The organism is Sphingobacterium sp. UBA7038 (assembly GCF_002494055.1).
GTDB classification, from domain to species: Bacteria; Bacteroidota; Bacteroidia; order Sphingobacteriales; family Sphingobacteriaceae; genus Sphingobacterium; species Sphingobacterium multivorum.
The window spans coordinates 14,872-37,177 of sequence record NZ_DLAV01000004.1; the positions used below are offsets into that span (position 1 = coordinate 14,872).

At 40.1% G+C, this 22,306-nt stretch carries 21 protein-coding genes; 12 read left to right on the top strand and 9 right to left on the bottom strand.

The window, feature by feature from the left end; translation table 11 throughout:
* Positions 1-68: 68 nt before the first annotated feature.
* On the bottom strand, positions 69-1,451 hold the full coding sequence (locus tag B3H30_RS00675) for a sensor histidine kinase (RefSeq protein ID WP_070561660.1): 1,383 nt from the start codon (positions 1,449-1,451) through the stop codon (positions 69-71).
* The gene (locus tag B3H30_RS00680) at positions 1,441-2,121 is read right to left on the bottom strand and encodes a response regulator transcription factor (protein ID WP_070561662.1); all 681 of its coding nucleotides are present in this window, start codon (positions 2,119-2,121) and stop codon (positions 1,441-1,443) included. The genes B3H30_RS00675 and B3H30_RS00680 overlap by 11 nt, the downstream gene beginning before the upstream one ends.
* Before the next feature lie 403 nt (positions 2,122-2,524).
* Between B3H30_RS00680 and B3H30_RS00685 the strand changes: the two genes are divergently transcribed.
* The 6 genes from B3H30_RS00685 to B3H30_RS00710 all read left to right on the top strand — a co-directional run bounded on the left by B3H30_RS00685 (position 2,525) and on the right by B3H30_RS00710 (position 7,724).
* Complete coding sequence (locus B3H30_RS00685) at positions 2,525-3,928, top strand: WG repeat-containing protein (protein WP_139144889.1); 1,404 nt, start codon at positions 2,525-2,527, stop codon at positions 3,926-3,928.
* Positions 3,918-4,358, top strand: coding sequence for a hypothetical protein (locus B3H30_RS00690; protein ID WP_083295783.1), 441 nt, complete (start codon positions 3,918-3,920; stop codon positions 4,356-4,358). Before B3H30_RS00685 ends, B3H30_RS00690 begins: the two co-directional genes overlap by 11 nt.
* Positions 4,359-4,441: 83 nt before the next feature.
* Positions 4,442-5,002: a YeeE/YedE family protein gene (locus B3H30_RS00695; RefSeq protein ID WP_254667645.1), complete on the top strand. Its 561-nt coding sequence runs from the start codon at positions 4,442-4,444 to the stop codon at positions 5,000-5,002.
* Positions 5,003-5,416, top strand: a complete 414-nt coding sequence (locus B3H30_RS00700) for a DUF6691 family protein (protein WP_070561666.1) — start codon at positions 5,003-5,005, stop codon at positions 5,414-5,416.
* Between the two features lie 83 nt (positions 5,417-5,499).
* Positions 5,500-6,315 (top strand): sulfite exporter TauE/SafE family protein, encoded by an 816-nt coding sequence (locus B3H30_RS00705; RefSeq protein ID WP_070561668.1) that lies wholly within the window; start codon positions 5,500-5,502, stop codon positions 6,313-6,315.
* Positions 6,316-6,326: 11 nt separating this feature from the next.
* The gene (locus tag B3H30_RS00710; protein WP_070561670.1) at positions 6,327-7,724 is read left to right on the top strand and encodes an MBL fold metallo-hydrolase; all 1,398 of its coding nucleotides are present in this window, start codon (positions 6,327-6,329) and stop codon (positions 7,722-7,724) included.
* A 123-nt stretch (positions 7,725-7,847) separates the two neighbouring features.
* Here B3H30_RS00710 and B3H30_RS00715 read toward each other — a convergent pair whose 3' ends face one another.
* Complete coding sequence (locus tag B3H30_RS00715; protein ID WP_070561672.1) at positions 7,848-8,705, bottom strand: hypothetical protein; 858 nt, start codon at positions 8,703-8,705, stop codon at positions 7,848-7,850.
* A gap of 159 nt (positions 8,706-8,864) precedes the next feature.
* On the opposite strand from B3H30_RS00715, the gene B3H30_RS00720 reads away from it, so the two are divergent.
* Positions 8,865-10,742 (top strand): M1 family metallopeptidase, encoded by a 1,878-nt coding sequence (locus tag B3H30_RS00720; protein ID WP_070561674.1) that lies wholly within the window; start codon positions 8,865-8,867, stop codon positions 10,740-10,742.
* Positions 10,743-10,845: 103 nt separating this feature from the next.
* On the opposite strand, the gene B3H30_RS00725 is transcribed toward B3H30_RS00720, so the two are convergent.
* Positions 10,846-11,985 carry a glycoside hydrolase family protein gene (locus B3H30_RS00725; protein WP_217493508.1) on the bottom strand — a complete coding sequence of 380 codons (1,140 nt, stop codon included), beginning with the start codon at positions 11,983-11,985 and terminating at the stop codon, positions 10,846-10,848.
* 109 nt (positions 11,986-12,094) lie between these two features.
* Here B3H30_RS00725 and B3H30_RS00730 point away from each other — a divergent pair, with 109 nt between their 5' ends.
* The 3 genes from B3H30_RS00730 to B3H30_RS00740 all read left to right on the top strand — a co-directional run bounded on the left by B3H30_RS00730 (position 12,095) and on the right by B3H30_RS00740 (position 15,142).
* Entirely contained in the window at positions 12,095-12,310 is a 216-nt protein-coding gene (locus B3H30_RS00730) for a hypothetical protein (RefSeq protein ID WP_112373971.1), read from the top strand.
* Between the two features lie 118 nt (positions 12,311-12,428).
* Entirely contained in the window at positions 12,429-13,556 is a 1,128-nt protein-coding gene (gene hemW, locus B3H30_RS00735) for a radical SAM family heme chaperone HemW (RefSeq protein WP_083295784.1), read from the top strand.
* A 137-nt stretch (positions 13,557-13,693) separates the two neighbouring features.
* Positions 13,694-15,142 (top strand): glyceraldehyde-3-phosphate dehydrogenase, encoded by a 1,449-nt coding sequence (locus B3H30_RS00740; RefSeq protein ID WP_070561678.1) that lies wholly within the window; start codon positions 13,694-13,696, stop codon positions 15,140-15,142.
* A gap of 74 nt (positions 15,143-15,216) precedes the next feature.
* Here B3H30_RS00740 and B3H30_RS00745 read toward each other — a convergent pair whose 3' ends face one another.
* Positions 15,217-16,461, bottom strand: a complete 1,245-nt coding sequence (locus B3H30_RS00745) for a 3-deoxy-D-manno-octulosonic acid transferase (protein WP_070561680.1) — start codon at positions 16,459-16,461, stop codon at positions 15,217-15,219.
* 65 nt (positions 16,462-16,526) lie between these two features.
* On the opposite strand from B3H30_RS00745, the gene B3H30_RS00750 reads away from it, so the two are divergent.
* Entirely contained in the window at positions 16,527-17,519 is a 993-nt protein-coding gene (locus B3H30_RS00750) for a UDP-glucuronic acid decarboxylase family protein (RefSeq protein WP_070561682.1), read from the top strand.
* On the top strand, positions 17,519-18,550 hold the full coding sequence (gene galE, locus B3H30_RS00755; protein ID WP_046674775.1) for a UDP-glucose 4-epimerase GalE: 1,032 nt from the start codon (positions 17,519-17,521) through the stop codon (positions 18,548-18,550). The genes B3H30_RS00750 and galE overlap by 1 nt, the downstream gene beginning before the upstream one ends.
* Positions 18,551-18,684: 134 nt before the next feature.
* Here galE and B3H30_RS00760 read toward each other — a convergent pair whose 3' ends face one another.
* The 4 genes from B3H30_RS00760 to B3H30_RS00775 form a co-directional block, all read right to left on the bottom strand.
* Positions 18,685-18,993 (bottom strand): hypothetical protein, encoded by a 309-nt coding sequence (locus B3H30_RS00760; RefSeq protein WP_070561684.1) that lies wholly within the window; start codon positions 18,991-18,993, stop codon positions 18,685-18,687.
* A 27-nt stretch (positions 18,994-19,020) separates the two neighbouring features.
* Positions 19,021-19,422, bottom strand: a complete 402-nt coding sequence (locus tag B3H30_RS00765) for a hypothetical protein (protein WP_070561686.1) — start codon at positions 19,420-19,422, stop codon at positions 19,021-19,023.
* Between the two features lie 314 nt (positions 19,423-19,736).
* Positions 19,737-21,479 carry a helix-turn-helix transcriptional regulator gene (locus tag B3H30_RS00770; protein ID WP_139144890.1) on the bottom strand — a complete coding sequence of 581 codons (1,743 nt, stop codon included), beginning with the start codon at positions 21,477-21,479 and terminating at the stop codon, positions 19,737-19,739.
* A 77-nt stretch (positions 21,480-21,556) separates the two neighbouring features.
* Complete coding sequence (locus tag B3H30_RS00775) at positions 21,557-22,138, bottom strand: 5-formyltetrahydrofolate cyclo-ligase (RefSeq protein ID WP_070561690.1); 582 nt, start codon at positions 22,136-22,138, stop codon at positions 21,557-21,559.
* Positions 22,139-22,306: the final 168 nt, after the last annotated feature.

The window sequence follows — 22,306 nt, forward strand, 5'->3', positions numbered from 1 at the left end:
ATACTTATCTCCGGTACAAGTATATCACAGCCACCTAAAAATGGAATAAGGATGAGATTAAAATGAAATTAGAAAGGAGTTTTTGGGATTGTAACAACGACCAAAGTGCCTTGACCTTCCGCTGAATGGAGGAGCAATTCAGCACCATGGAGGTCAAAGATATTTTTGGCTAAAACAAGCCCCAAACCATTGCCATAGATATCACCGACATTAGAAGCACGGTAAAAAGAGGTAAAAATATGTGGCTGGTCTTTTTTAGGAATACCGATCCCTTGATCAAACACTTTTATCGTAATATTTTTGCTATCGCTACTTATTGCTACGCCAACCTGCAGTCCATTGCCGTACTTAAATGCATTTGAAATAATATTGCTAAAGGCAATAAAAAACAGATCCGGATTCGCCAAAACCGTAAGTTCATCACTATCTTCCGGGATTTCCGTTAGATCAAAAGAAAGCTTGAGGTCCTTATGAATACTTTTTTCCGCTTTATAAATTTCATAGAGTAACTCGTCAATTCGAATAATTTCTTTATTGTCCACTTCCCCCTTGAAACCCATGCGAGATAGCTGCAAAAGATTATTGATAATCAACTCCATTTTATCCGCATATTTTGCGATAGTCTCCAGGGAATAATAGGCTTCATGCTCTTTCGACAAGAGCTGTTGCGCCAATTCGGCTTCTCCCCCAATAATTGTAAGTGGGGTTTTTAGCGAATGTGAGGCATTTCCGATAAAACTCTGTTGCGATTGAACCGAAATATCCAATCGGTTAAGCATTGAATTTAAGTTCGCAATCAAAACACCCAATTCATCTTTGCTATTACTGAATTTACTGAACAGGCGATGGTCTAAATGGGCGATATCAACTTTATCTAAATCATTGTTGATATCTTTAATAGGTTTCAATAATCGGTCAGCAAAGTAAAAAGACATGAGTACGATTAAAAAAATCGCCAAAATCCCACCTGTGATCAGTGTCCGATCCAATTGACACTGTTCCTCATGACCGTAATCATCGATCCCTTCCGATACAACAATCAAATTCTCGTGGTGAAGATGATCTTGAAAGAATACCGCTACAAAAGCAGTCTTACCATGCATGTATCTTCCCTTTCCATGGCGAATTACGTCGGTATAGAATGTTTCGGGCATGGGCAACTCAGGCCGCATTTGAACACGATCACTTCCTTTAACAACACGAATAAGATGGTCTGTTCCCTCAGATAACTGTTTCAGGTATTTACGTTTTACCTGAATATAGAGCGCTCTATTTTCATCCTTCTGATGGACGATGTGATCTCCAACAATCACGGCATTCTCTTCTAGCCGATGAAAAAATTTAGTTTGCAGACTGTCGTACGTGAAATAAGACACATAAATGGCAAAAACAACAAGCAGCAGGGTACTGATGATCGAAAATAGAAGAACTATTTTGGTCCTAATTTTCATGACGGATTACATAGCCCATACTAATCACTGTATGGATAAGTTTACGCGAAAATTGTTTATCGATCTTTTTCCGAAGGTAATTCACATATACGTCAACAACATTGGTACTTAAGTCAACATCCATACCCCATACTTCCTCCAGGATATCGATCCGGCTCAATACCTTATTTCGATTGAGCATTAAAAATTCAAGTAGACGAAATTCAGTAGCGGTAAGAATAATAGGAGAATTGGCACGTTGAACCGATTTGCTGTCTCTATCCAATTGAAGATCGTCAAATACCAATATATTTTTCTGCTCGGTCACTGTTTTGGATTTGCGGCTGTAGCGGCTGATTCGAGCCTTTAATTCCTCTAAACGGAAGGGCTTCGTCAAGTAATCATCCGCATCCCTGTCAAATGCCTCGACGATGTCCTCCGTTTGATTTAATGCCGTCAAGATAATAATAGGGACTTCGTTGTTTGACATCCGAATGTTTTTACAGACATCCAAACCATTCATACCAGGCAACATTACATCCAACAGGATGAGGTCATAATGATTCAATCCCGCCATTTTTAGACCAGTATAACCGTCCATAGCAATACTAATATGATAGCCTTCTTCTTTTAAGCCTCTTTCGATCAATGATATGACAGATGGTTCGTCCTCAATTAGTAATAGTTCCACAGGTATCTCTTTTAAACAGTAAAAAATTCGAGGTTTGTAAAATACAAAATTAACATGTCACCTTTTCTCAAAAAGCTACATTCTTAAATTATTTTCGCTTTTTCTTGACGATTATATGATAATAACACATAAAATAAGTATAAAAACACATACACCCTCAAGATCCCTTAACCACCGCCCTAATATCAATTTACTTTACATGATATAAAAAATATGTCCCCCTCTAGGTCTCTACTCAAAGGACGAGGCTACGTCTATCCCCAAAAAAATAAGCACAGACCAAAAACCGGATTTAAGCATTCGAATACAATAATATCTATTTTTGAAAGAATTTCCACAAATAACGAAAGATTATTTCAAAAATCAATTGAATTTCAATATTTTTGTAGCTCAAAATCACACAATGAAACAATTTATCCTTTGTTTACAGTTTGCGTTTTTACTCCTTATAGGACAAGGACATGCTCAGGAGAAACTATATAAAATTTCATACCAATTTGCTGATCCTGAAACGGGAACAGATACGGCATCTTCAGAATTCATCAAAATATTGGCTGGAAATAATGAAGCGTTAATGCAGGCCTTCATCGCGAAAGACCAGATGCGCATTGAAAGTTTATTATTTGGAAAATCGATACAGATCAGCAATATCCGCGAAGGCAGTTCTTTTCTACTGGATGAAGTAAATAAAACCTATACCGCAACAGAACTGGCCACGGGCAAACTCATTGAGACTTTCGCAAACGAAGGCGATAATTATGCCTATTCAGGGGATTTTGAGATCAGCTTAATTCCTAATCAAAAGAAAATAATTGCAGGAATCACCTGCGAAAAAGCAACATTCAATCTAACAGGTAGTCAAGACCAACAAACAGAAATTACCGTTTGGTATGCACCCAAATTACCAAAGTTATACTGGGGCACTTACGATTATCTCGAAAAAGTACCTGGGGCAGCGCTCTATATCGGATCGGCGGGTTTAGGAATTCAGGCCACTAAAGTCGAGGAGATACCATTCGACCAATCGCTCTTTGAAATTCCAGCGGATTACGAAGAAGGTGAAGCTACAGATGAAGCTGTAGATTCCACGTTAAACGACCATCTATCTTGGTATCAAGATTCCAGCACATCATATTTTGGTGTACAGGACAGCTTAGGAAACAAATTAACACCAGCAAAATATACGGCAATATATAGCTATGTAGGAGACTATGCCATCGTAAACGATGCAGCGCAAATGTTTGGCTTGATAGACCTCCATGGCAAAGAAGTTATTCCATGTCAATATGAATCGCTCAGTTTAGAAACCGAAGGCGGTCCTGTGGTTTATATGAGCGATCTTAAGTATGGACTTCTGGATACAAACGGTAAAATATTGCTGAAAGCGAAGTATGACTTTATTTCAGTACCTAGCCCAGCATATGGACTTTTTACGGAAGGAGAATACACGGGTATTATTGATCAAAAAGGCACTGTTTTACTTCCTGCCAAATATGAGACCATTTCAGATTATCGCGATAATCTCGCGTTAATTATAGTAAACCAATCCTACCAGCTTATTAATAAAACGGGGCACAATCAACTTAAGAAGGACTATGAATTTCTGTCTTTTGCAGGAGAGAAACTTCTTCTGGCCTTTAAAGACGACAAGTATGGATACATTGATTACACAGGAAAAGTCGTGGTCCCAATTAAATTTCAGAATGCCCAAGCTTTTGAAAACGGGCTAGCGCTTGTAACGGAGGATCTAGAGAATTTTTACTATATTGACGCAAAAGGGAAGTTTATCAAGAAATATGAAGAGTAATCCACAGACATTCCACTTGTCGACATTGCATCGTGGAAAATACATGTTAATCTTGCTGGTTTCAATCTTTTTGATCGGAATGGTCATGTCTAAAGTTCCCATACAAGAAATTCTCAAGATTATTGTTGCTCTTTTAATAATCCCTTTAGCACTGTATTTGGCCATAAAGTGTTCGACTTTATCATCGACTTGGGTCTTGGACGAAAATACACTGCAGATAAGCAATGCTAAAAAAACAATCGTTTTCCCTCTGAATAATATTTCTCATATCAGGAATCTTAAACGTTCTGGCGGAAACCTGATCATTATCAACCAAAACAAAGGACCGGCTTTTCGTACTTGGCGCAACAAATTGTTTCAAAAAGAAGATGATCTTCCTCTGCTAACCGAAGCCTTAAAGACCGCAGACATCGAATATTACGACCTATAAATTCTTTCTTCCTTCGGTAACATTTGTTACAGGCTTTTGCAAAGGCAGTATGTACCTTTGTAACATCACTTAAGAACATTGTTATGCTATTGGAATACATTAAACAACCATGGCCCTGGTATATTTCAGGACCTTTAATTGCGCTAGTCATGTACCTGCTGCTCAAACAGGGGAAGGATTTTGGCATGTCCAATAATCTACGCACCATGTGTACTGTATTAGGTGCCGGAAAAACTTCCTCTTTTTTCAGATTCGATTGGAAGACCCAATCATGGAATTTATTGGTGGTACTCGGGACAGCCATTGGCGGTTTTATTGCACATCATTTTCTGAGCGATGGCGCTGCAAGCCAGATTAATCCCAAAAGTATTGCCGACCTAAAAGAGCTGGGTATTATCGACCAGCTACAAGGCTACCTTCCTGAATCCATATTCGTTTTCGACGGATCTTTGTTTCAGTTTCTAATTTTAAGTATTGGCGGTGTATTGATTGGATTTGGAACACGCTATGCTGGTGGATGTTCATCAGGCCATGCTATTTCTGGACTTAGCAATTTTCAGCTTCCTTCTTTGATTGCTGTTATAGGTTTCTTCCTAGGCGGGATCATCATGGTTCATTTTTTATTCCCACTAATTTTCGCATAAATGAAAGCACTAAAATTTATTTTCATCGGTATATTGTTTGGAATCATCTTATACAAATCGGAGGCCGCGTCATGGTATAGAATCTACGAAATGTTTCAATTTCGTTCCTTTCATATGTATGGCATCATCGGTACAGCACTGACCACAGCAATTATAATCGTACAGATCATCAAGAGAAAGCGAATCAAAGATAGTAACGGGATGCAAATAGCATTCTATGACAAAGACAAAAGTATTACACGATACCTGGTCGGAGGAACAATCTTTGGCTTGGGATGGGCATTGACAGGTGCGTGTCCGGGCCCCATGTTTGCCCTAATCGGTGCCGGTTATTGGACTATTGGAATCGTCCTTCTTTTTGCTTTGTTGGGTACTTGGCTTTATGGGCTGTTGCGCAATAAGTTGCCGCATTAAGTTGAACAGACTTTGTTATGAAACTACCTCATATATCCGAAATCTGAGGCCTGTACCTGGAGTTTAAATTTTAGAAAGAGAACATGGAATTAATATTTATAGCTGGTTTTATATTAGCTGTTCTGGTCGGGCTATCAATGGGCTTGATGGGTAGCGGCGGAAGTATTCTAACATTGCCCATCTTTGTTTATATTTTTCATATAGAACCTCAATATGCATTGGACTATTCGCTGTTTTCTATAGGAATATTAGCCTTGGTCGGATCAATTTCTCCGTTGAAAAAAAGAGAAATTGATCTGAAAACTACTGCCATTTTTCTCTTTCCATCGCTAATTTCTGTCTTTCTGACCAAGCGTTATCTGCTTGTAGCCATACCAGAGTCATTTCACCTGGGCGAAATAGCGGTTTCCAGAAACCATATCATCATGTTACTTTTCTCGATGGTGATTCTGATTTCTGCAACAGCAATGGTGCGAAAACGTAAACAGGTTCAGCACGATCAATTCAGAAGCGGAATTGGTCAGATTTTCAACGTTTTCCTCGTCGGATTGCTCGTCGGTATCATGACTGGCTTGGTGGGCGCGGGAGGAGGCTTTATCATTGTACCTGCCCTCGTTTTACTCTTAGGAATCCCACTTAAACAGGCCATTGCCACTTCGTTGTTTATAATCGGTTTAAACGCTTCATTCGGTTTGATCGCGAATTATCAGTTCCTGGAACATATGAATTGGTTTATATTGGTTACCTTTACGTTAATCACTTTAATAGGCCTCCAAATTGGTTCCAAATGGAAAGACAAATTAGATGCAGCAAAATTGAAAGGTATTTTTGGGTACTTTTTAATTAGTATTGGCATCCTAATTTTTGCTTTCGAATTCATTCAATTTGTAAATCATTAAAATCACACGCTATGTTTTTTCAACACATTTTTGAGTCATCTTTAGCACATTCAAGTTATATCATTGGTTGTCAAGCCAAGGGTGTCGCTATTGTCATTGACCCTAAAAGAGATGTAGACAGCTATCTTGAGATTGCACAAAAGAATAATCTGACCATAACGCATATTGCGGAAACACATATCCATGCCGACTACCTTTCAGGTACGCTAGAGTTAGCCGCATTGACAGGCGCCAAACCTTATCTATCCGATGAAGGTGGAGAAGATTGGCACTATGAATTCCCACATATTGGATTAAAACATGGCGATCAATTTCACGTTGGAAATCTGATTTTCCAGGTTATCCATACACCCGGACATACGCCCGAGAGTATCAGTTTTGTATTGATTGATACGCCTGCAACCATGGAGCCGGTCATGCTATTTACAGGTGACTTTGTGTTTGTTGGCGATATCGGACGCCCAGATCTGTTGGAAAATGCAGCGGGAATGGTCGGAACCAAGGAAATTGGGGCCCACCAAATGTACCGATCGTTACAACATTTCCTGACGCTACCTGATCATATTCAGGTATGGCCCGCGCATGGGGCCGGATCCGCTTGTGGAAAGGCGCTGGGCGCCGTTCCGAGTTCAACGGTTGGTTATGAAAAAATACGCAATTGGGCACTTCAATACCAAAACAACGAAACAGCCTTCGTGGAAGAACTATTATCAGGACAGCCCGAACCGCCACGCTATTTTGCCATGATGAAAAAACTCAACAAAATAGCGCGGCCATTGCAAACGGCAGTTCCTCAGTACAACAAGTTAACGAACGAAACTTTTCTGGATTTATACCAGCAAGGAACAACCGTCATTGATACACGCTACAAGTTTGATTTTGCCAAAGGGTATCTCCCCAATAGCATCAATATTCAGAACAACAAAACATTTAATACCTGGGCTGGCTGGATCCTTAATTACACAGATCCGTTTATACTCATTGTAGCGGAAAGTCAATTGGACGACATTGCCCGCAAGCTTATGCGCATTGGATTGGATCAAGTCGCTGGATATGTTACGCCAGATACGATCCCGCATTTGGGAATTGCATTGGAGCACCAGCAACTCATCGGTTTCGAAGAGATGAATAGTGTATTGGGCAGATCCGATATCCAAATACTTGATGTACGCAATTCTAGTGAGTTTGCAGAGGGGCATTTACCTCATGCTACTCATATCTTTGTCGGTACAATTGCAGACAATCTCCACAAAATTGACCAAAACAAACAGCTGTACCTGCACTGTCAGTCTGGAGACCGCGCAACAATAGCAGCATCCATATTGGCAAAAAACGGTATTAAGGACGTCAAAATTTACAGTCCTTCCATCAATGAATGGAAATCAAAGGGCGGAACTTTGGTGCAATAACCTTAAGAAAAAGATCCCAGAATAAACATTCCTGGGATCTTTTTTTAGAGAACCAAACGATACCATCGAATTTGAGCTGCCAATGCATGATAAGGAGCAACTCAACTCGGCAGTATATTTCGTTTATAGACTATTTCTATTGATCCGCAAAAATTCGATAACCTCATCCTTCTTCTCTTCCATCTTGCCTTTCTTTTCCGTAAACTGATGATTATAGATGGTCAGATACTGATGGTCGTCCGTTTCAGATCCATATAATTCGGCCGTGGCAAAAGAGAAATGCTCTTCTTCATCTGAAAGATGATCATACACATAGGCAAAATCATGATTCCCCAAGGAGCTTACGACGGCATCTTTATCCGCCACGAATTTCAACCTTCCGGGCAATGTCCGCTTATTCATCCATACTTCGTCTTTTTCAGAAAAAGGATAAATAGTAATACCGCGGAAAGCCATAATAAGCGGCGTAATCAGAATAATACCCATCTCAATCGCCCAAACGGCCCACAACATACCACCCGAAACCGGGCTCTTTTTCAAGGTAAAGGTACCGACTTCGTTTAAACCTTGCATCGCTTCCCAAATAAATGAAGGGTGTAAGAAAAAGGCTTTGAACCCTTCCAGATTGAAAGATGATTTTACCCAGGTATCTCCGCCCATGGTTCCCTCCGCATTGTACATCAGCGAAACGAAAAGAGCCCATTGCGCATAAAAGGCTAAAAGCGCGACTAGCAAAGTAATCAATAGTGCAATGCCCTTATTTCTTAATTTCCATTTTTTGAAACAGAAATTCAGCAAATAGAATATCCCAGCACCAAATCCCAATGTAATAAATACATTAAAATAAATAATAGGGATAAACCACTGCAAAGCGATGTAAACAATTGCCAATACAACGGCACTGATTGTTCCTAGCACAAGAGATCCGATAAATGCCAAAGCAGGAGCCTTTCCCGAGGGCTTATAATATAGATTTTCCATAAAAACAGTAAAATTGATTTTTAACTTAACAGTTAAATTCCCTAACCAAAACCAAGCCAATTCCCAAAGAACAGTCAACTTTCGTCAAGATTTGATGACATTAACTTCGTTACATTCGTTTAAGTGCCATTTATTGAGACAATTTTGTAAGTTTGGGGCATGAAAATCAAAATAATATCCTTTTTTACACTTGCATGTGTATTGAATATTTGGGGGGCAGTAGCGAAGGCCCAAAGAAAAGGATTCTGGCAACAGAAAGTTGACTACCATATGGATGTCAACGTGGATGAAAAAGCATATCAGTACGATGGAAAAATGACCTTGAAGTACAGCAATAATTCAGGGCAATCACTTAAAAAAGTATATTTCCATCTATATTTCAATGCTTTTCAACCAGGATCGATGATGGATTACCGCTTAAAAAACATCAGTGATCCAGACAAGCGCATGGTGACCAACCTTGGCACAAAAGAAAAGCCGGTATATCAAAGCCGCATCGGAGAGCTTAAGACCAATCAAATTGGTTATCAAAAAATCAAAAGCTTAACAATGAATGGGGCTAACGCATCATTTAAAATTGACGGAACGATCTTGGAGGTCGCTTTACCAACTCCTATCCAAGATGGCGAAACAGCACGTTTTGATATGGAGTGGACCGCACAAGTTCCGGAACAAATCAGAAGAACTGGCCGGAATTCTGCCGAAGGTGTAGCATTATCTATGGCGCAATGGTATCCGAAGATGGCCCAATTCGATGAATTCGGCTGGCATTTGGATGAATATACAGGTCGTGAATTTATTGCTCCTTTTGGCAATTTTGACGTCACCATACACCTCAATAAAAATTATGTTGTTGGTGCCTCAGGTGTTCTTCAAAACCCATCAGAGGTCAAAGGTTATCAACAGAAAGCGAAAGTAAAAGCCATCGACAATAAAGCGACCTGGCACTATAGAGCCCAAAATATCCATGATTTTGTCTGGGCCGCAGACCCCAAATTTGTTGTGGATTCCGCTTCAAGTAAAAATGGTATAAAAGTATATACCGTATTCTTGCCAACTGACAAAGAAGTTATTTCAAATTGGAAAACGGCAATAGGCCTTTCTACCGAATTCTTTGACTTCTGTAGTGCGAAGTTTGGTAAATATCCATGGCCAACTTATACCATCATTCAGGGTGGCGATGGTGGTATGGAGTATGGCACAGCTACTCTGATCACAGGCGGCCGCAATCTAAAAAGTCTTGTTGGTGTCATATTCCATGAATCGGCACACTCCTGGTACCAACAATTGTTTGGGATCAATGAAACCGTAGATGAATGGTTTGATGAAGGTTTCACCTCCTATGTCGAAGAGTTGGCCATGCAACATATCTTTGAAAAAAGAGGTGCTATTGCCTCCAACCCACAAATTGCCGCCTACCGTGGCTACTATAAATTGGCTCTTTCAGGTAAAGAAGAACCGATGAGCTTACTGGCAGATTATTATAACACCAACTACGGCTACAGCAACGAAGCATACAACAAAGGTGCCGTGCTTGCAGAACAGTTGGGTTATATTATTGGTCAGGAAAATTTGGAAAAAACCTTCCTGAAATTTTATGACATCTGGAAATTTAAACATCCGACACCAAATGATTTTAAACGCGTTGCTGAAGAGGTTTCCGGTATAAACTTAAAATGGTATTTCAATCTGTTTATCAATACAACACGTCAAATTGATTACGCCATCGAAAAAGTAACAGACACCGACATTTTATTGGCTAATAAGTCAAATTTTGCCATGCCACTGGATGTTCTGGTAGAATACACAGATGGAAGTAAAGAACTATTTTATATTCCTTTGCGTGAAATGCGGGGAGAAAAACCGGAAGAACATTTTGACATATACAAAGGTGTTAAAAGGACCGTGCTTGAAGATTGGTTTTGGACCAAACCCGACTATACTATCCATGTGTCGAAAACACCAAAAGCGGTAACTATTGATCCTTCACTACGCTTAGCGGATGTAGAATCGGCAAACAACAGTTTTAGCAAATAACTCGTAGATTCCCATTATCTGAACAGATCGGGGCAAAAAAAGCTTCCAAACCACTTCACATATACCTGGTTTGGAAGCTTTTTTTCTAATCACCTAACCTGAATTAGGTATTCTTAAGAGGAATAACCATATTCCATGTGCGTTCAAATTGATAGGGCGCCGAACCATCTCCCGTAGCAGCAAACAAATGCGTAGGTTTCCCATTTTCAAATAATAAAAACGGTCGTTCAAAATTGGCCTGATGACTCGTTGTGCCGTCATCCCATTGAATTGTTTTAGAATAAGCTTTTACAGACTTTGAAAGATGCCAATCTATACCATCTTTCGAATAAGCGTGTATCCCGCCCCCCTCTTCACCGCAGATCTTTCCGTAACGGTCCTTCATAATAAGTTCAAACTGCTGACCATTATGCCACACAAATGGATCTTCTACATCATTTTCATGGTTTTGGTCCGTATGGAATGAAAAAATGGGTTTTTCCGACAAACGGCGATAAGGTCCGAGAAAAGAATCTGCTTGTGCAGCTCCCAATAGAAGTGGCGGATTATAATTTAGTGGGGAAGATTTATACACTAAATAAACCTTTCCGTTCGGTAAGACAACTGGCGAAGGGTTTGATGTAATGGAGGCATCCCATTCTCCTTTCCGCGGATTCAGAATCGGTTGATCAACTCGTTTCCATGGCCCTGCAATTGATCTGGAATAGGCCATCCCAATACGTTTATGCATCCAGGCTTTCTGGCCTAGGCCCGACTCCCATACATTTTCTGTAAAAGCAGGAGTTGGCTCATCATAATTATTGCCAAAGTAATAAAGTACATAATAGTCACCGCTTTTTACAATGCGCGGATTGTGTGTTGTACAACCATCAAAATATTGCTTCCCCCGAGCGGGCAAAACAACTTCAACAAATTCGTATGGCCCTTCAGGGGTATCTGAAATAGCCCTGACGACTTCTGAGTTTGTGACCCAATTACCAAAACCATATTGTTTGCTCCAACGCGAAGCAAACATATGATATCGTCCATCCTCTCCTTTTATAACCGAAGGATCCCAAATCCAATAATCTTTCATCGCAAATCCGCCGCCTTTTGGTGCCGGTAACAACCGATCGATAAAAGAGTCCTGATTATTAAAAAAGTCTTTAGGAATAGCCCCAAACGCATATCCATGGTTTGAAAACAGGAAGAGGCCGGAAACACCGGCAACGTTTTTTAGAAAGTCTCGACGGGAGGTTTTCATACATTTTACTTTTATTAGAAGAAAATAATTCGTTTTCTAATCTATTTGATCGGCTCCCATGAAATAATTTACACGAGGCTGATACCCACAATTTTTTAGAAAGAAACTCTTGAATTCACTTTCCTTCATCAGACATGAGGTGTTATATTGGTACTTCTACAAAAATATCGACAACAAGATAACGAATAACCAGCTCGTTGTCAACCTTCTTGTGGATGATTCTTCCATCCTATTGCACTTTCTTTTTAAATCCTTTAATGAACTGCGGAAAAGTCCAACAGCTATCTTACCCGGAATTTATTCGGCTAGTGGCTACCGGAAATAGTTAAACCTATAAATTCCTCTTGCATCTAGGCATAAGTCTAGAAAAGATTTCAGGTATGCATACTCGAAAGAAGAAAAAATAAGGAGCGATTTGGTCAGGTCTTGGTATATTTGTCCCCATGATTTATGTCCATATTCCCTTCTGTAAACAGGCTTGTCATTATTGTGACTTCCATTTTAGCACTTCACTACAATACAAAAGTGAGATGATCAATGCCATACGACGGGAAATTGAACTCAGGGCATCCTATTTGGAAGACAAAAAGGTCGAATCGATCTATTTTGGTGGCGGTACCCCTTCCTTACTGGAAGCGGATGAGATCGCCCAGATCATCGATACGATAGGGAAGCATTTTGACATCGCAAATCATGCTGAAATTACACTGGAAGCTAATCCCGACGATTTAAATGCCGCCAAAGTAAACAGTCTACGGAATACAGTAATCAATCGATTCAGCATAGGCATACAGTCTTTCTTTGAAGAGGATCTTAAATGGATGAACAGAGCACATAATCAACAAGAAGCACTGGCTTCAATTATGCGGGTGCAAGATGCGGGCTTTGAAAATATTACCTGTGATCTTATTTATGGCTATCCGTTACTGACTGACGAGAAATGGCGCCACAATATGCAACAGCTGATTGACTTTGAAATTCCCCATATTTCTTCGTATTCCATGACTGTAGAAAATAAGACAGCATTGGATCACTTCATTAAAAAAGGCTTAAGTCCAGCAATTGATTCGGATCAGGCCGCAGATCAGATGAGTCTCCTTATCCATACATTGAAAGCTGCGGGATATGAACAATATGAAATTTCCAATTTTGCAAAAAATGGCCTTTATGCGCGTCACAATACAAATTATTGGAAAGGTAAACATTATCTTGGTATAGGCCCTTCGGCACATTCGTTCAATGGAATTTCCAGAGCCTGGAATGTTTCCAACAACGCGAAATATATGACCGCAATCAATTCAAACCAACTTCCCCTGCAAATTGAGGAGCTTTCAACATTGGACCAAATCAACGAAAGTATCATGACTTCGCTGAGAACCATGTGGGGGCTCGATTTGATTGCGCTGGAAAGTAAATTCGGGCAATCTATCAAAAACCGCGTATTGAAGGATGCAGAGCCATTTCTGGAAGAGGGCAATCTTGTTTTGGAAGAAAGTAAATTACGTTTAACGGATGCAGGTAAATTAATGGCCGATCATATTATGTCCGACCTATTTGTTATAGAAGATTAATAAATAAAATAGATAAAAATTACAAAAACAATAATAACAACCGTGTTTATGTTTTAAATATTACGAAAATAAAAATATAGGTTATTTTTTTTGGCTCTTTGTGCTATGTTTGCAACATAATCTATTATAACATTATTATGTCACACAAGCCATCTTTTGACTTAGAGATCAAAAGTTACAGAGAGCAACAAAACGCTGCCGTAAGCTTAATTCAAATTGTCAGTAACCTGTGGTATAACCGCGCTATTGAACTTGTATTTTTTCGAAATCAACTCATTGATGTAAAATCGAGTTCAATTCTTAACCTGGTCAAGGAAAGCGTCCTCCTTACCGAAGAGCCATTCGATATTTTTGACACTCTTCAGGTGGCACAGGAATTGGAAAAGCTCACCCTATCTCCTGCACGTATCGATATCGGAAAACTTACCTTACAGGTCAAGAAACAGGCAATTGACAACAACGACCTGCCGAGTTTTATAACAAATGAATTAAAGGACATCAATCAACAAGCGGAATTAAAACCACGCGATGTTGTTCTTTATGGATTTGGCCGTATCGGCCGTTTACTCGCCCGAGAGCTTATGCATAAAGCCGGTGCCGGACAGCAGCTTCGCCTTCGTGCCATTGTAACCCGGGACGCCAATGACAGCAAGTCCATATTGAAAAGAGCGACACTATTAAAAACAGATTCCATACATGGTGCATTCGAGGGCGACATACAGGCCGACATTCCTAATCAGGCACTTATTATCAATGGTATCACTGTCCACCTTATCTCAGCCAAACAGCCAGAAGATATCGATTATACCGAGTATGGAATACAGCATGCTTTGGTCGTCGACAATACGGGCGCTTTTCGAGATGAGCAAGAACTAAGTCGTCACCTGCAATCCAAGGGTGTCGCCCAAGTTTTATTAACAGCACCGGGGAAAGGTGTTCCAAATATCGTATATGCAGTCAATGAAAATAATATTGACTTGCAAAAGCATGCGATCTTTTCCGCTGCTTCCTGTACGACGAATGCAATATCCCCTATTTTGGCGGTGCTTGAAAATAAAATAGGCATTGAAAAAGGACATATCGAAACCATACATTCCTATACCAACGACCAGAATCTTGTCGACAATATGCACAAAAAGTCCAGACGGGGTCGTGCTGCGGCGCTCAATATGGTGATCACAGAAACTGGAGCGGGCGCTGCTGTTTCAAAAGTATTGCCATCGCTAAAGGGCAAACTGACCTCCAATGCCATTCGCGTTCCCGTGCCAAACGGATCATTGGCAATTTTAAATCTCGAAATTAAAGCCAAAACTACGGTCGACGAAATCAATGCACTTTTAAAAGAGGCATCTCTGCAGGGTGACCTGGTCGAACAGATTAAATTTTCTAAAGATCATGAACTCGTTTCTTCGGATATTATTGGTTCCACTGCCACCGCAATCGTGGATGCTCCAGCGACGATCGTTTCGGGAGATGGCAGGAATGTTATTTTATATGTCTGGTACGACAATGAATACGGATATTCCCATCAGGTGATGCGCTTATCGCGTCACATTACCGGTGTAAGAAGATATACCTATTATTAGGAGGCAGTCAAGCATCAAGAATAAGAAACCACGCGTAACCTGCAGAATATAGGCGGCGGCAGTACAGCTACCGCTTATATTTTCACGGAATTGCTTTTGAGGTATTTCATTATAATTGCTGTTGCTCCGGCCTTCTGCAGCACATACGCACGGGCCAGTTTTCCCGCCTCTTGACGGACAGCCTGATCTTGTAGAACAGCAAAGATTTTCTTTAGTTCTTTAGCACTACCAATGGCGAAACCGGATCCATTTTGCACGAGCTCTTTCGCCTCCTGAAACTTCTTGAAATTTGGACCAAATAGCACCGGTATGCCATACGTTGCAGCCTCGAGTGTGTTATGTATCCCTACGCCAAAACCACCACCAATATAAGCCAGTTGGCCATAGCCATACAAAGACGAAAGCATACCAATGTTATCGATAACCAGCACCTTTGAATCGGCAACTAATGCGGCATCGTAGCTAGCCATCTCCGAAAAGCGGAGCGCCTTCGGCCAAAGGTTAAAAATGCTCGCCAAATGTGATTCATTGATTTCATGTGGCGCCAAGATCAGCTTATAGTCTGAATAACCCTGAAGCAATTCCTGTAGAGCCTGTTCATCTTCCGGCCAGGTACTTCCTGCGACAAGCGTCGGACTTTCACCAACAAATTGGCTGATCTCGGAAATCATTTTTCTATTTTTAGGAATGTCTACCACGCGGTCAAAACGTGTATCTCCGGCTAACCCAGCATTCCGTATCCCATATTCTTTCAAAAGACGTACACTTTCTTCATTTTGCACAAAGAAGTAAGTCACAAAACTTAAAATTTTCAGAAAAAAAGTACCATAAGCCTGAAAAAAGATCTGATCGGGTCTAAATATTGCTGAGATCAGAAACAAGGGAATGCCCCGTTTATGTAGGCCTTCAAAAAAATAATACCAATATTCATATTTCGTGAACACAGCGAAACTTGGATTGATCAGGTCGAGAAAAAGCCGTGCATGCTGAGCAGTATCATAGGGGAGATAAAAAACATAATCGGCCAAAGCGGTGTTTTTTCTGATTTCGTAACCAGAGGGAGAGTAAAATGTTACAATTATTTTATGATCCAAATAATTATTTTTCACCGCTTCCAGGACAGGTCTTCCCTGCTCAAATTCGCCCAATGATGCAAAGTGAAACCAAATATGTTTTTGGGAAGAATCAACCGTTTGTTTCATCCTCGAATACCAGTCTTTTCGCCCCTCTACCATAAGCTTGGCTTTGGCGTGAAAAGGAGCCAAAATACGCAGTAAGAGTCCATAAAGAAAGATTCCAATTGAATAAAGCAAACGCATGTTTTTAAAATAATGTTTATCTTAGTCAAAGATATTAAACCCATTTCATTAAACGGAACCATTGAGTGGAAAATAAACATCGCAAACGGATTTTGATAACAGGAGCAGCTGGCTTCCTCGGTTCTCACCTTTGCGATCGCTTTATTGCGGAAGATTACGATGTCATTGGAATGGACAACCTGATTACCGGAGATCTACAGAATATAGCACATCTATTTAAGTTGGAAAATTTCGACTTCTATCATCACGATGTATCGAAATTTGTCCACGTTCCCGGACACTTGGATTATATCTTGCATTTCGCTTCGCCAGCCAGTCCCGTTGATTATCTTAAAATTCCGATACAAACATTGAAAGTCGGATCTTTGGGAACACATAATCTCTTGGGCCTTGCACGCGCCAAACAAGCACGCATATTAGTCGCCTCCACCTCTGAGGTTTATGGCGATCCACTTGTTTCGCCACAATCCGAGGACTACTGGGGCAATGTAAATCCCGTTGGACCTCGCGGTGTATACGATGAAGCGAAGCGTTTCCAGGAGGCAATAACAATGGCCTATCATAATGCACATGGTCTGGATACCCGTATTGTCAGGATATTTAACACCTTTGGTTCTAGAATGCGCCTCAATGATGGCCGCGCTATTCCTACCTTTATCGCACAAGCGATTCGGGGGGAAGACATTACGATTTTTGGGGATGGTTCGCAAACACGATCATTCTGTTATATTGACGATCAGATCGAAGGCATTTATCGCCTACTGCATTCGGCATGTGTCACACCGATAAATATTGGTAATCCGAACGAAATCAGCTTGCTGCAATTGGCCCATGAAATTGTCGAATTGACAGACAGCTCGAGTAAAATCGTCTACGAACCATTGCCGGTTGATGATCCAAAACAACGGAAACCGGATATTGGCCTGGCGAAATCTAAATTAGCCTGGGAACCTCAAATAGATCGAAAAACAGGATTGAAAAAAACCATAGCATTTTACAAAAAGATCCCTTTGAATACCTTATCACATAAAGACTTTACTTACTATAATCAACAATAATGAACAAAAAAATATTAGTCACAGGAGGAACAGGTTATATCGGTTCGCACACAGTGGTCGAACTACATCAAGCAGGATATGTGCCTGTCATCGTGGATGATCTGTCCAATTCAAACATCAAAATTTTGGATCAGGTTGAGAAGATCATCGGCGTTAGACCTGAATTTCACCAGTTTGACCTTTGTGACACAGACCGCGTGAATGAATTTGTAAAAAACAATACCGATATCTCGGGCATTATCCATTTTGCGGCCTCTAAAGCTGTAGGTGAATCTGTACAGAAGCCCTTAAAATATTACCACAACAATTTTTTCTCGTTAATCAACTTATTAGAAGCATATCAAAATAAGCCGATTAATTTTGTCTTTTCTTCAAGCTGTACCGTATATGGTGAGCCAGACTATTTACCTGTCGACGAAAGTGCTCCCGTGAAGAAGGCCACCTCTCCTTATGGCAACACAAAACAAATTGCGGAAGAAATTTTACAGGAGACTGCCGCTGCATATGATAACTACAACATTATCGCACTCCGTTATTTCAACCCAGTAGGTGCACATGAGTCGGCTTTGATCGGTGAATTACCAAACGGTGTTCCTCAGAATCTGCTTCCATTTATCACACAAACTGCCATTGGAAAAAGAGAAAAATTAACGGTATTTGGCTCTGATTACGACACACCGGATGGATCTTGTATCCGCGACTACATCCATGTTGTTGACTTAGCAAAAGCTCACGTTGCAGCAATCAGATTGTTGGAACAAGGCAACCCCAACGGAAAATACGATGTCTTTAATGTGGGAACAGGAAACGGGTATTCTGTCCTTGAAGCGATCAAAGCTTTTGAGAAAGCTTCTGGACAAAAACTGAATTACGAATTTGGTCCACGTCGTGATGGAGATATTATCAAGGTTTATGGCGACGTTACTAAATCAGCTAATCAGTTGCATTGGAAAGCAGCACTTGGTATTGATGAAATGATGGCTTCTGCCTGGGCATGGGAAAAAAATCTAAAAGAAAATCCCTTGGATTAAACAGTAGCCTATTGTGCGGCAACAAAGCATAATACTTAGCTTAACGTTATATGACCGTCTTAAAAACTAAGACGGTCATATTTTTGGCAGTACGAGTCCTTCGACATCCCTTCTTTCGAATCCTTCCAACCACATCATTCAAGCTGAAAAGCAGTTAGAATCGAAGCTGGATTAAAATCCTTCTCGTTGAGTATATTTGGCCGACGACGATCCTTCGCCAGATACAAAATAGTAAAGCCAACAAAAATAGAACTGCCTACAAAATCGCCACATGCTATGGACAAGGATTTTTCCGGTATGATGTTCTCTTTATACTTCACATCATATTCCCATTCCGTGTCTTGAATGACGACAGATTTAAGTTGATCAAAATTGAATGCGAATGCTTGAAATTTGAATACAATGGCATTACATCTTTTAGGAAGGATCATGGCTCTTTTCATATCAAACTCCGGAAAAGATACCTTCAGTTATTTCTTTTTGCTCAGTGAAATGGCAGGATCGATAAAAAGATAGTCCTGTGTTGGACAGTTTTCATTGAATTGAAAATTTACCAAGCGATCCAGTACACAGTTACTCAGTGTTCGACTGCCTTTTTCGCGATCAAGATTTGTCTTTATCGCACGGTAGATCTGCCTATTAAGGCGATTGCCCATCTGCCCATCGTGGAGCTGCTGATGGATTTCACTAAGATACGTTCGAATCAGTGCACCGGCACGGCTCACCGTTCCAAACTCCCGCCCTGCTTTTTTTGTATCTTCCTTTTGTTTGACAGGTTTTGGCCTACTCTGAACATAATTTTTGTCACCAACTTTTCTATTTACGAGAGGACCAACCAGCCCCCTGATAAATCCATTATCATTGACTCCCATACTTCAATTTACTAAGGGAAAGCCTGAAAACCAAACATCAGCTTGATTTTTAGTGATTTACAAATAGCAGTCAAACGAGGATTTTCAATCTTGCAATTTTCAAGGGTCTTTTTTGCAAATACCTTATAGCCAAATTCGCCTTATGTTCTGCCTGCTCCCAACTTGTAAAAAACGTACCAGCACAATGAAAGCACTTAAAAAGGTAGACTCAACGTGGACTCACTGTAGACTCACCCTGCATACAGGTCGAAGTCGACCACAATACGATCTCAACTTGGCATCCAAAAGGCCCCTCGGCCAACCGATGATCGACATTAAACAAACTCTTTGTCGGAAATGTAATCCATAAGCACCCCAGCTTGATCTCCAAGCTTCTTTTTCAAGCGCTGCATAGATTTTTTTATGGCGTCTGGAGTGACCCCCAATACATTGGCTACTTCCTTATTATTTAACCCCAGTTTCATAAGTACAATTACCCTCAAATTGGATTCCGTTATATCGCGAAATCTGGATTGTATATCCTGCAGTAAATTGGGAAACTCTTTTACAATCAATAATTTAAATTCCTGCCATTTCTCTTCGGTGATGAGATGTGACTGCAACAATATTTTTAGTTCCTCACGATCTTTTTCAACAACATTCCCTTTTTCCTCAAGCATAGCAGAAAGCACATTGATCTGTTCATTATTCCGCTTAAGGTAAGCGACGTACTCTTCCACCTGGCTTTTAGAGCTCACCAGTTCCCTGTCCAATTCCGCTTTTGTATACTTTAAATTAAGAAGCTGATATTCATAGTCACGTATACGTTTTCTCGCACGGTATCGAACCGCATTATAAATAAAAAAGAATACCACCAGTACCAACAAACTTATTATGACCCATAATCGTCTCTCAGCTTGCTTTTTCTTAATAACAGCTTGCGCCAGCGATAACTTATCGGCATACTTTTGCTTATCGGCCATAAACTTCAACTGGGTCAATACTGGATCACCATCTAAAAAGCGTAGGGAGTCTTGGAGGCGTTCTATCCGTCTTCGTGCATTCAGCTCACGACCGATATCGTTACTTTGCATGGCCAAATTCAACTTGTGAATTTCCAGTTCAAGTATGGTCTTCTTATCATCCGAGCCTGACAAAAGCGATTCAGCTTCCGCAATCATAGGACGGACATCTTTCGTTTCCTTATTCGCTATATCTAAACGAATTCGCATCATTAAGGCGAAAATTGTATTTCTATCATTACCAAGTGATCTTGAGATCTCAATATCCTTATCGAGGAGCAATAAGGCTTTATGGTAGTCCTTCATCCCTTCGAACACAGCAGCCTGATTACCTAAAATCTTCGCGTAGCGTAATGAGTCATTTTCTGAAAGTGCCAACGTCTGCGCCAATTCAAAAATTTTCATCGCCTGCAAGGTATCACCACCACTTTTCAGCGTCAATACACCTAAATTGTCTAAGATTTCAGCTTTCAATCTCGGCGAAATTTGTTCTTGTCGTTGCCCTAAATCCAGATATTTAATTCCAGAAATATAATCACCTAAGGTTCCAAAAAAATAGCCAAGCTTCTTGTACGTTTGAGTTAGGTCTAAAACAAGTTCTTTAGGTACATCTTCTAATCCTTTCTCCCCTTCCAAAATAAAAGGTAATGCCTCAGAGGCTTTCAGGCATCGATATAGGTAAAAGCCATACATCACTTTTACCCAAACGCGTACATTTTGGTAGCTATAGCCTTCTTCAAGGTCCAGCGCTTTTAAATAGTATTTATCACTAAAGTTATTTCTTGTACCTTCATCATTAAACGACTGATCCGCCAGTAAACAATAATAGATTGCCAAAAGCGCCTTATCATTTTTTCGTACCGCCTGACTAAAATAGGGTGCAAGATATTTACTCAATGACAGACTGGAGGATTGATACTGCGCTGATTCTTTTATAATTGTTTCGTAAAAGTTCTTCTCTTCTATCGAGGAATTGGAATCCATTAAATCCATCCCATAGACCACATGACAAGGTATGATTGCTAGGAAAAGAAAAAATAGAAGATATCGAAACATATCGGCGCAGGCATTGAATTTCGCAATAAAAATAAAAAATAATTTTAATTAAATCAGCATGCGACAAAATCAACCAACTACTTATCAAAAAAATGATAAATATGATCTGGCGTAATGGCCTGCGTCAATTGGACATCGTATTCATTTTTATCCGCAATAACATCAATTGGATCAAAAAAAGATAGTCCAACACGCTGCACATCAACTTTACAGGACGCGAAAAAACGGTCGTAAAACCCTTTTCCGTAACCTACTCTGTAGCCCAAAAGATCAAAAATTAACAAAGGAACTATAATCATATCAATAAGCGATGAATTCACCTTAATGCCGGATACTGGCTCAGGAATACCCCAGTTGTTCGTCTCAAATAGGGTATGCTCATCCAATATGAAATGTTGCATCGAATAGTCCTCAAAATTAGATCGCGAAACGACGATCTTTATCTGTGGAAAAGATTCTTGAATATAGTTGATTATTAAATATGTATTGGGTTCGTGATATTTCCCTATGGGAATGAAAATATGCAAAAATTCGACCTCCGACAGATCAAGCTTTGTAAACTGCGAAAGTAGTCGTTCATTGAGCGTAGTTTCTGTCTCTACAGACAATTGACAACGCTTAGTTTTATACTCAAGCCGTAATTCTTGTTTCGATTTCATTTGTACAATAGTTATTTTTAAATTTTATTTCCCTTCTTCACCAAAATCCCCATTTAAGTCTACCACTTATGCCACGATTAATCAAAAATAGCATTCCTCCCAATTCAATTTTTATTTGATCTTCAAAAGCCATTAGAAATTCTTATTCTGAATCGAAAACCGTATGCT

What these genes read in the sequence shown, in the direction of transcription:
- B3H30_RS00695 (WP_254667645.1), top strand. Translation starts at nt 4,442, where the DNA reads ATGCTATTGGAATACATTAAACAACCATGGCCCTGGTATATTTCAGGA.
- B3H30_RS00775 (WP_070561690.1), bottom strand. Translation starts at nt 22,138, where the DNA reads ATGAAATCGAAACAAGAATTACGGCTTGAGTATAAAACTAAGCGTTGT.
- B3H30_RS00715 (WP_070561672.1), bottom strand. Translation starts at nt 8,705, where the DNA reads ATGGAAAATCTATATTATAAGCCCTCGGGAAAGGCTCCTGCTTTGGCA.
- B3H30_RS00720 (WP_070561674.1), top strand. Translation starts at nt 8,865, where the DNA reads ATGAAAATCAAAATAATATCCTTTTTTACACTTGCATGTGTATTGAAT.
- B3H30_RS00765 (WP_070561686.1), bottom strand. Translation starts at nt 19,422, where the DNA reads ATGGGAGTCAATGATAATGGATTTATCAGGGGGCTGGTTGGTCCTCTC.
- B3H30_RS00745 (WP_070561680.1), bottom strand. Translation starts at nt 16,461, where the DNA reads ATGCGTTTGCTTTATTCAATTGGAATCTTTCTTTATGGACTCTTACTG.
- B3H30_RS00760 (WP_070561684.1), bottom strand. Translation starts at nt 18,993, where the DNA reads ATGAAAAGAGCCATGATCCTTCCTAAAAGATGTAATGCCATTGTATTC.
- B3H30_RS00770 (WP_139144890.1), bottom strand. Translation starts at nt 21,479, where the DNA reads ATGTTTCGATATCTTCTATTTTTTCTTTTCCTAGCAATCATACCTTGT.
- B3H30_RS00675 (WP_070561660.1), bottom strand. Translation starts at nt 1,451, where the DNA reads ATGAAAATTAGGACCAAAATAGTTCTTCTATTTTCGATCATCAGTACC.
- B3H30_RS00725 (WP_217493508.1), bottom strand. Translation starts at nt 11,985, where the DNA reads ATGAAAACCTCCCGTCGAGACTTTCTAAAAAACGTTGCCGGTGTTTCC.
- B3H30_RS00710 (WP_070561670.1), top strand. Translation starts at nt 6,327, where the DNA reads ATGTTTTTTCAACACATTTTTGAGTCATCTTTAGCACATTCAAGTTAT.
- B3H30_RS00740 (WP_070561678.1), top strand. Translation starts at nt 13,694, where the DNA reads ATGTCACACAAGCCATCTTTTGACTTAGAGATCAAAAGTTACAGAGAG.
- hemW (WP_083295784.1), top strand. Translation starts at nt 12,429, where the DNA reads ATGATTTATGTCCATATTCCCTTCTGTAAACAGGCTTGTCATTATTGT.
- B3H30_RS00690 (WP_083295783.1), top strand. Translation starts at nt 3,918, where the DNA reads ATGAAGAGTAATCCACAGACATTCCACTTGTCGACATTGCATCGTGGA.
- B3H30_RS00700 (WP_070561666.1), top strand. Translation starts at nt 5,003, where the DNA reads ATGAAAGCACTAAAATTTATTTTCATCGGTATATTGTTTGGAATCATC.
- B3H30_RS00705 (WP_070561668.1), top strand. Translation starts at nt 5,500, where the DNA reads ATGGAATTAATATTTATAGCTGGTTTTATATTAGCTGTTCTGGTCGGG.
- B3H30_RS00685 (WP_139144889.1), top strand. Translation starts at nt 2,525, where the DNA reads ATGAAACAATTTATCCTTTGTTTACAGTTTGCGTTTTTACTCCTTATA.
- galE (WP_046674775.1), top strand. Translation starts at nt 17,519, where the DNA reads ATGAACAAAAAAATATTAGTCACAGGAGGAACAGGTTATATCGGTTCG.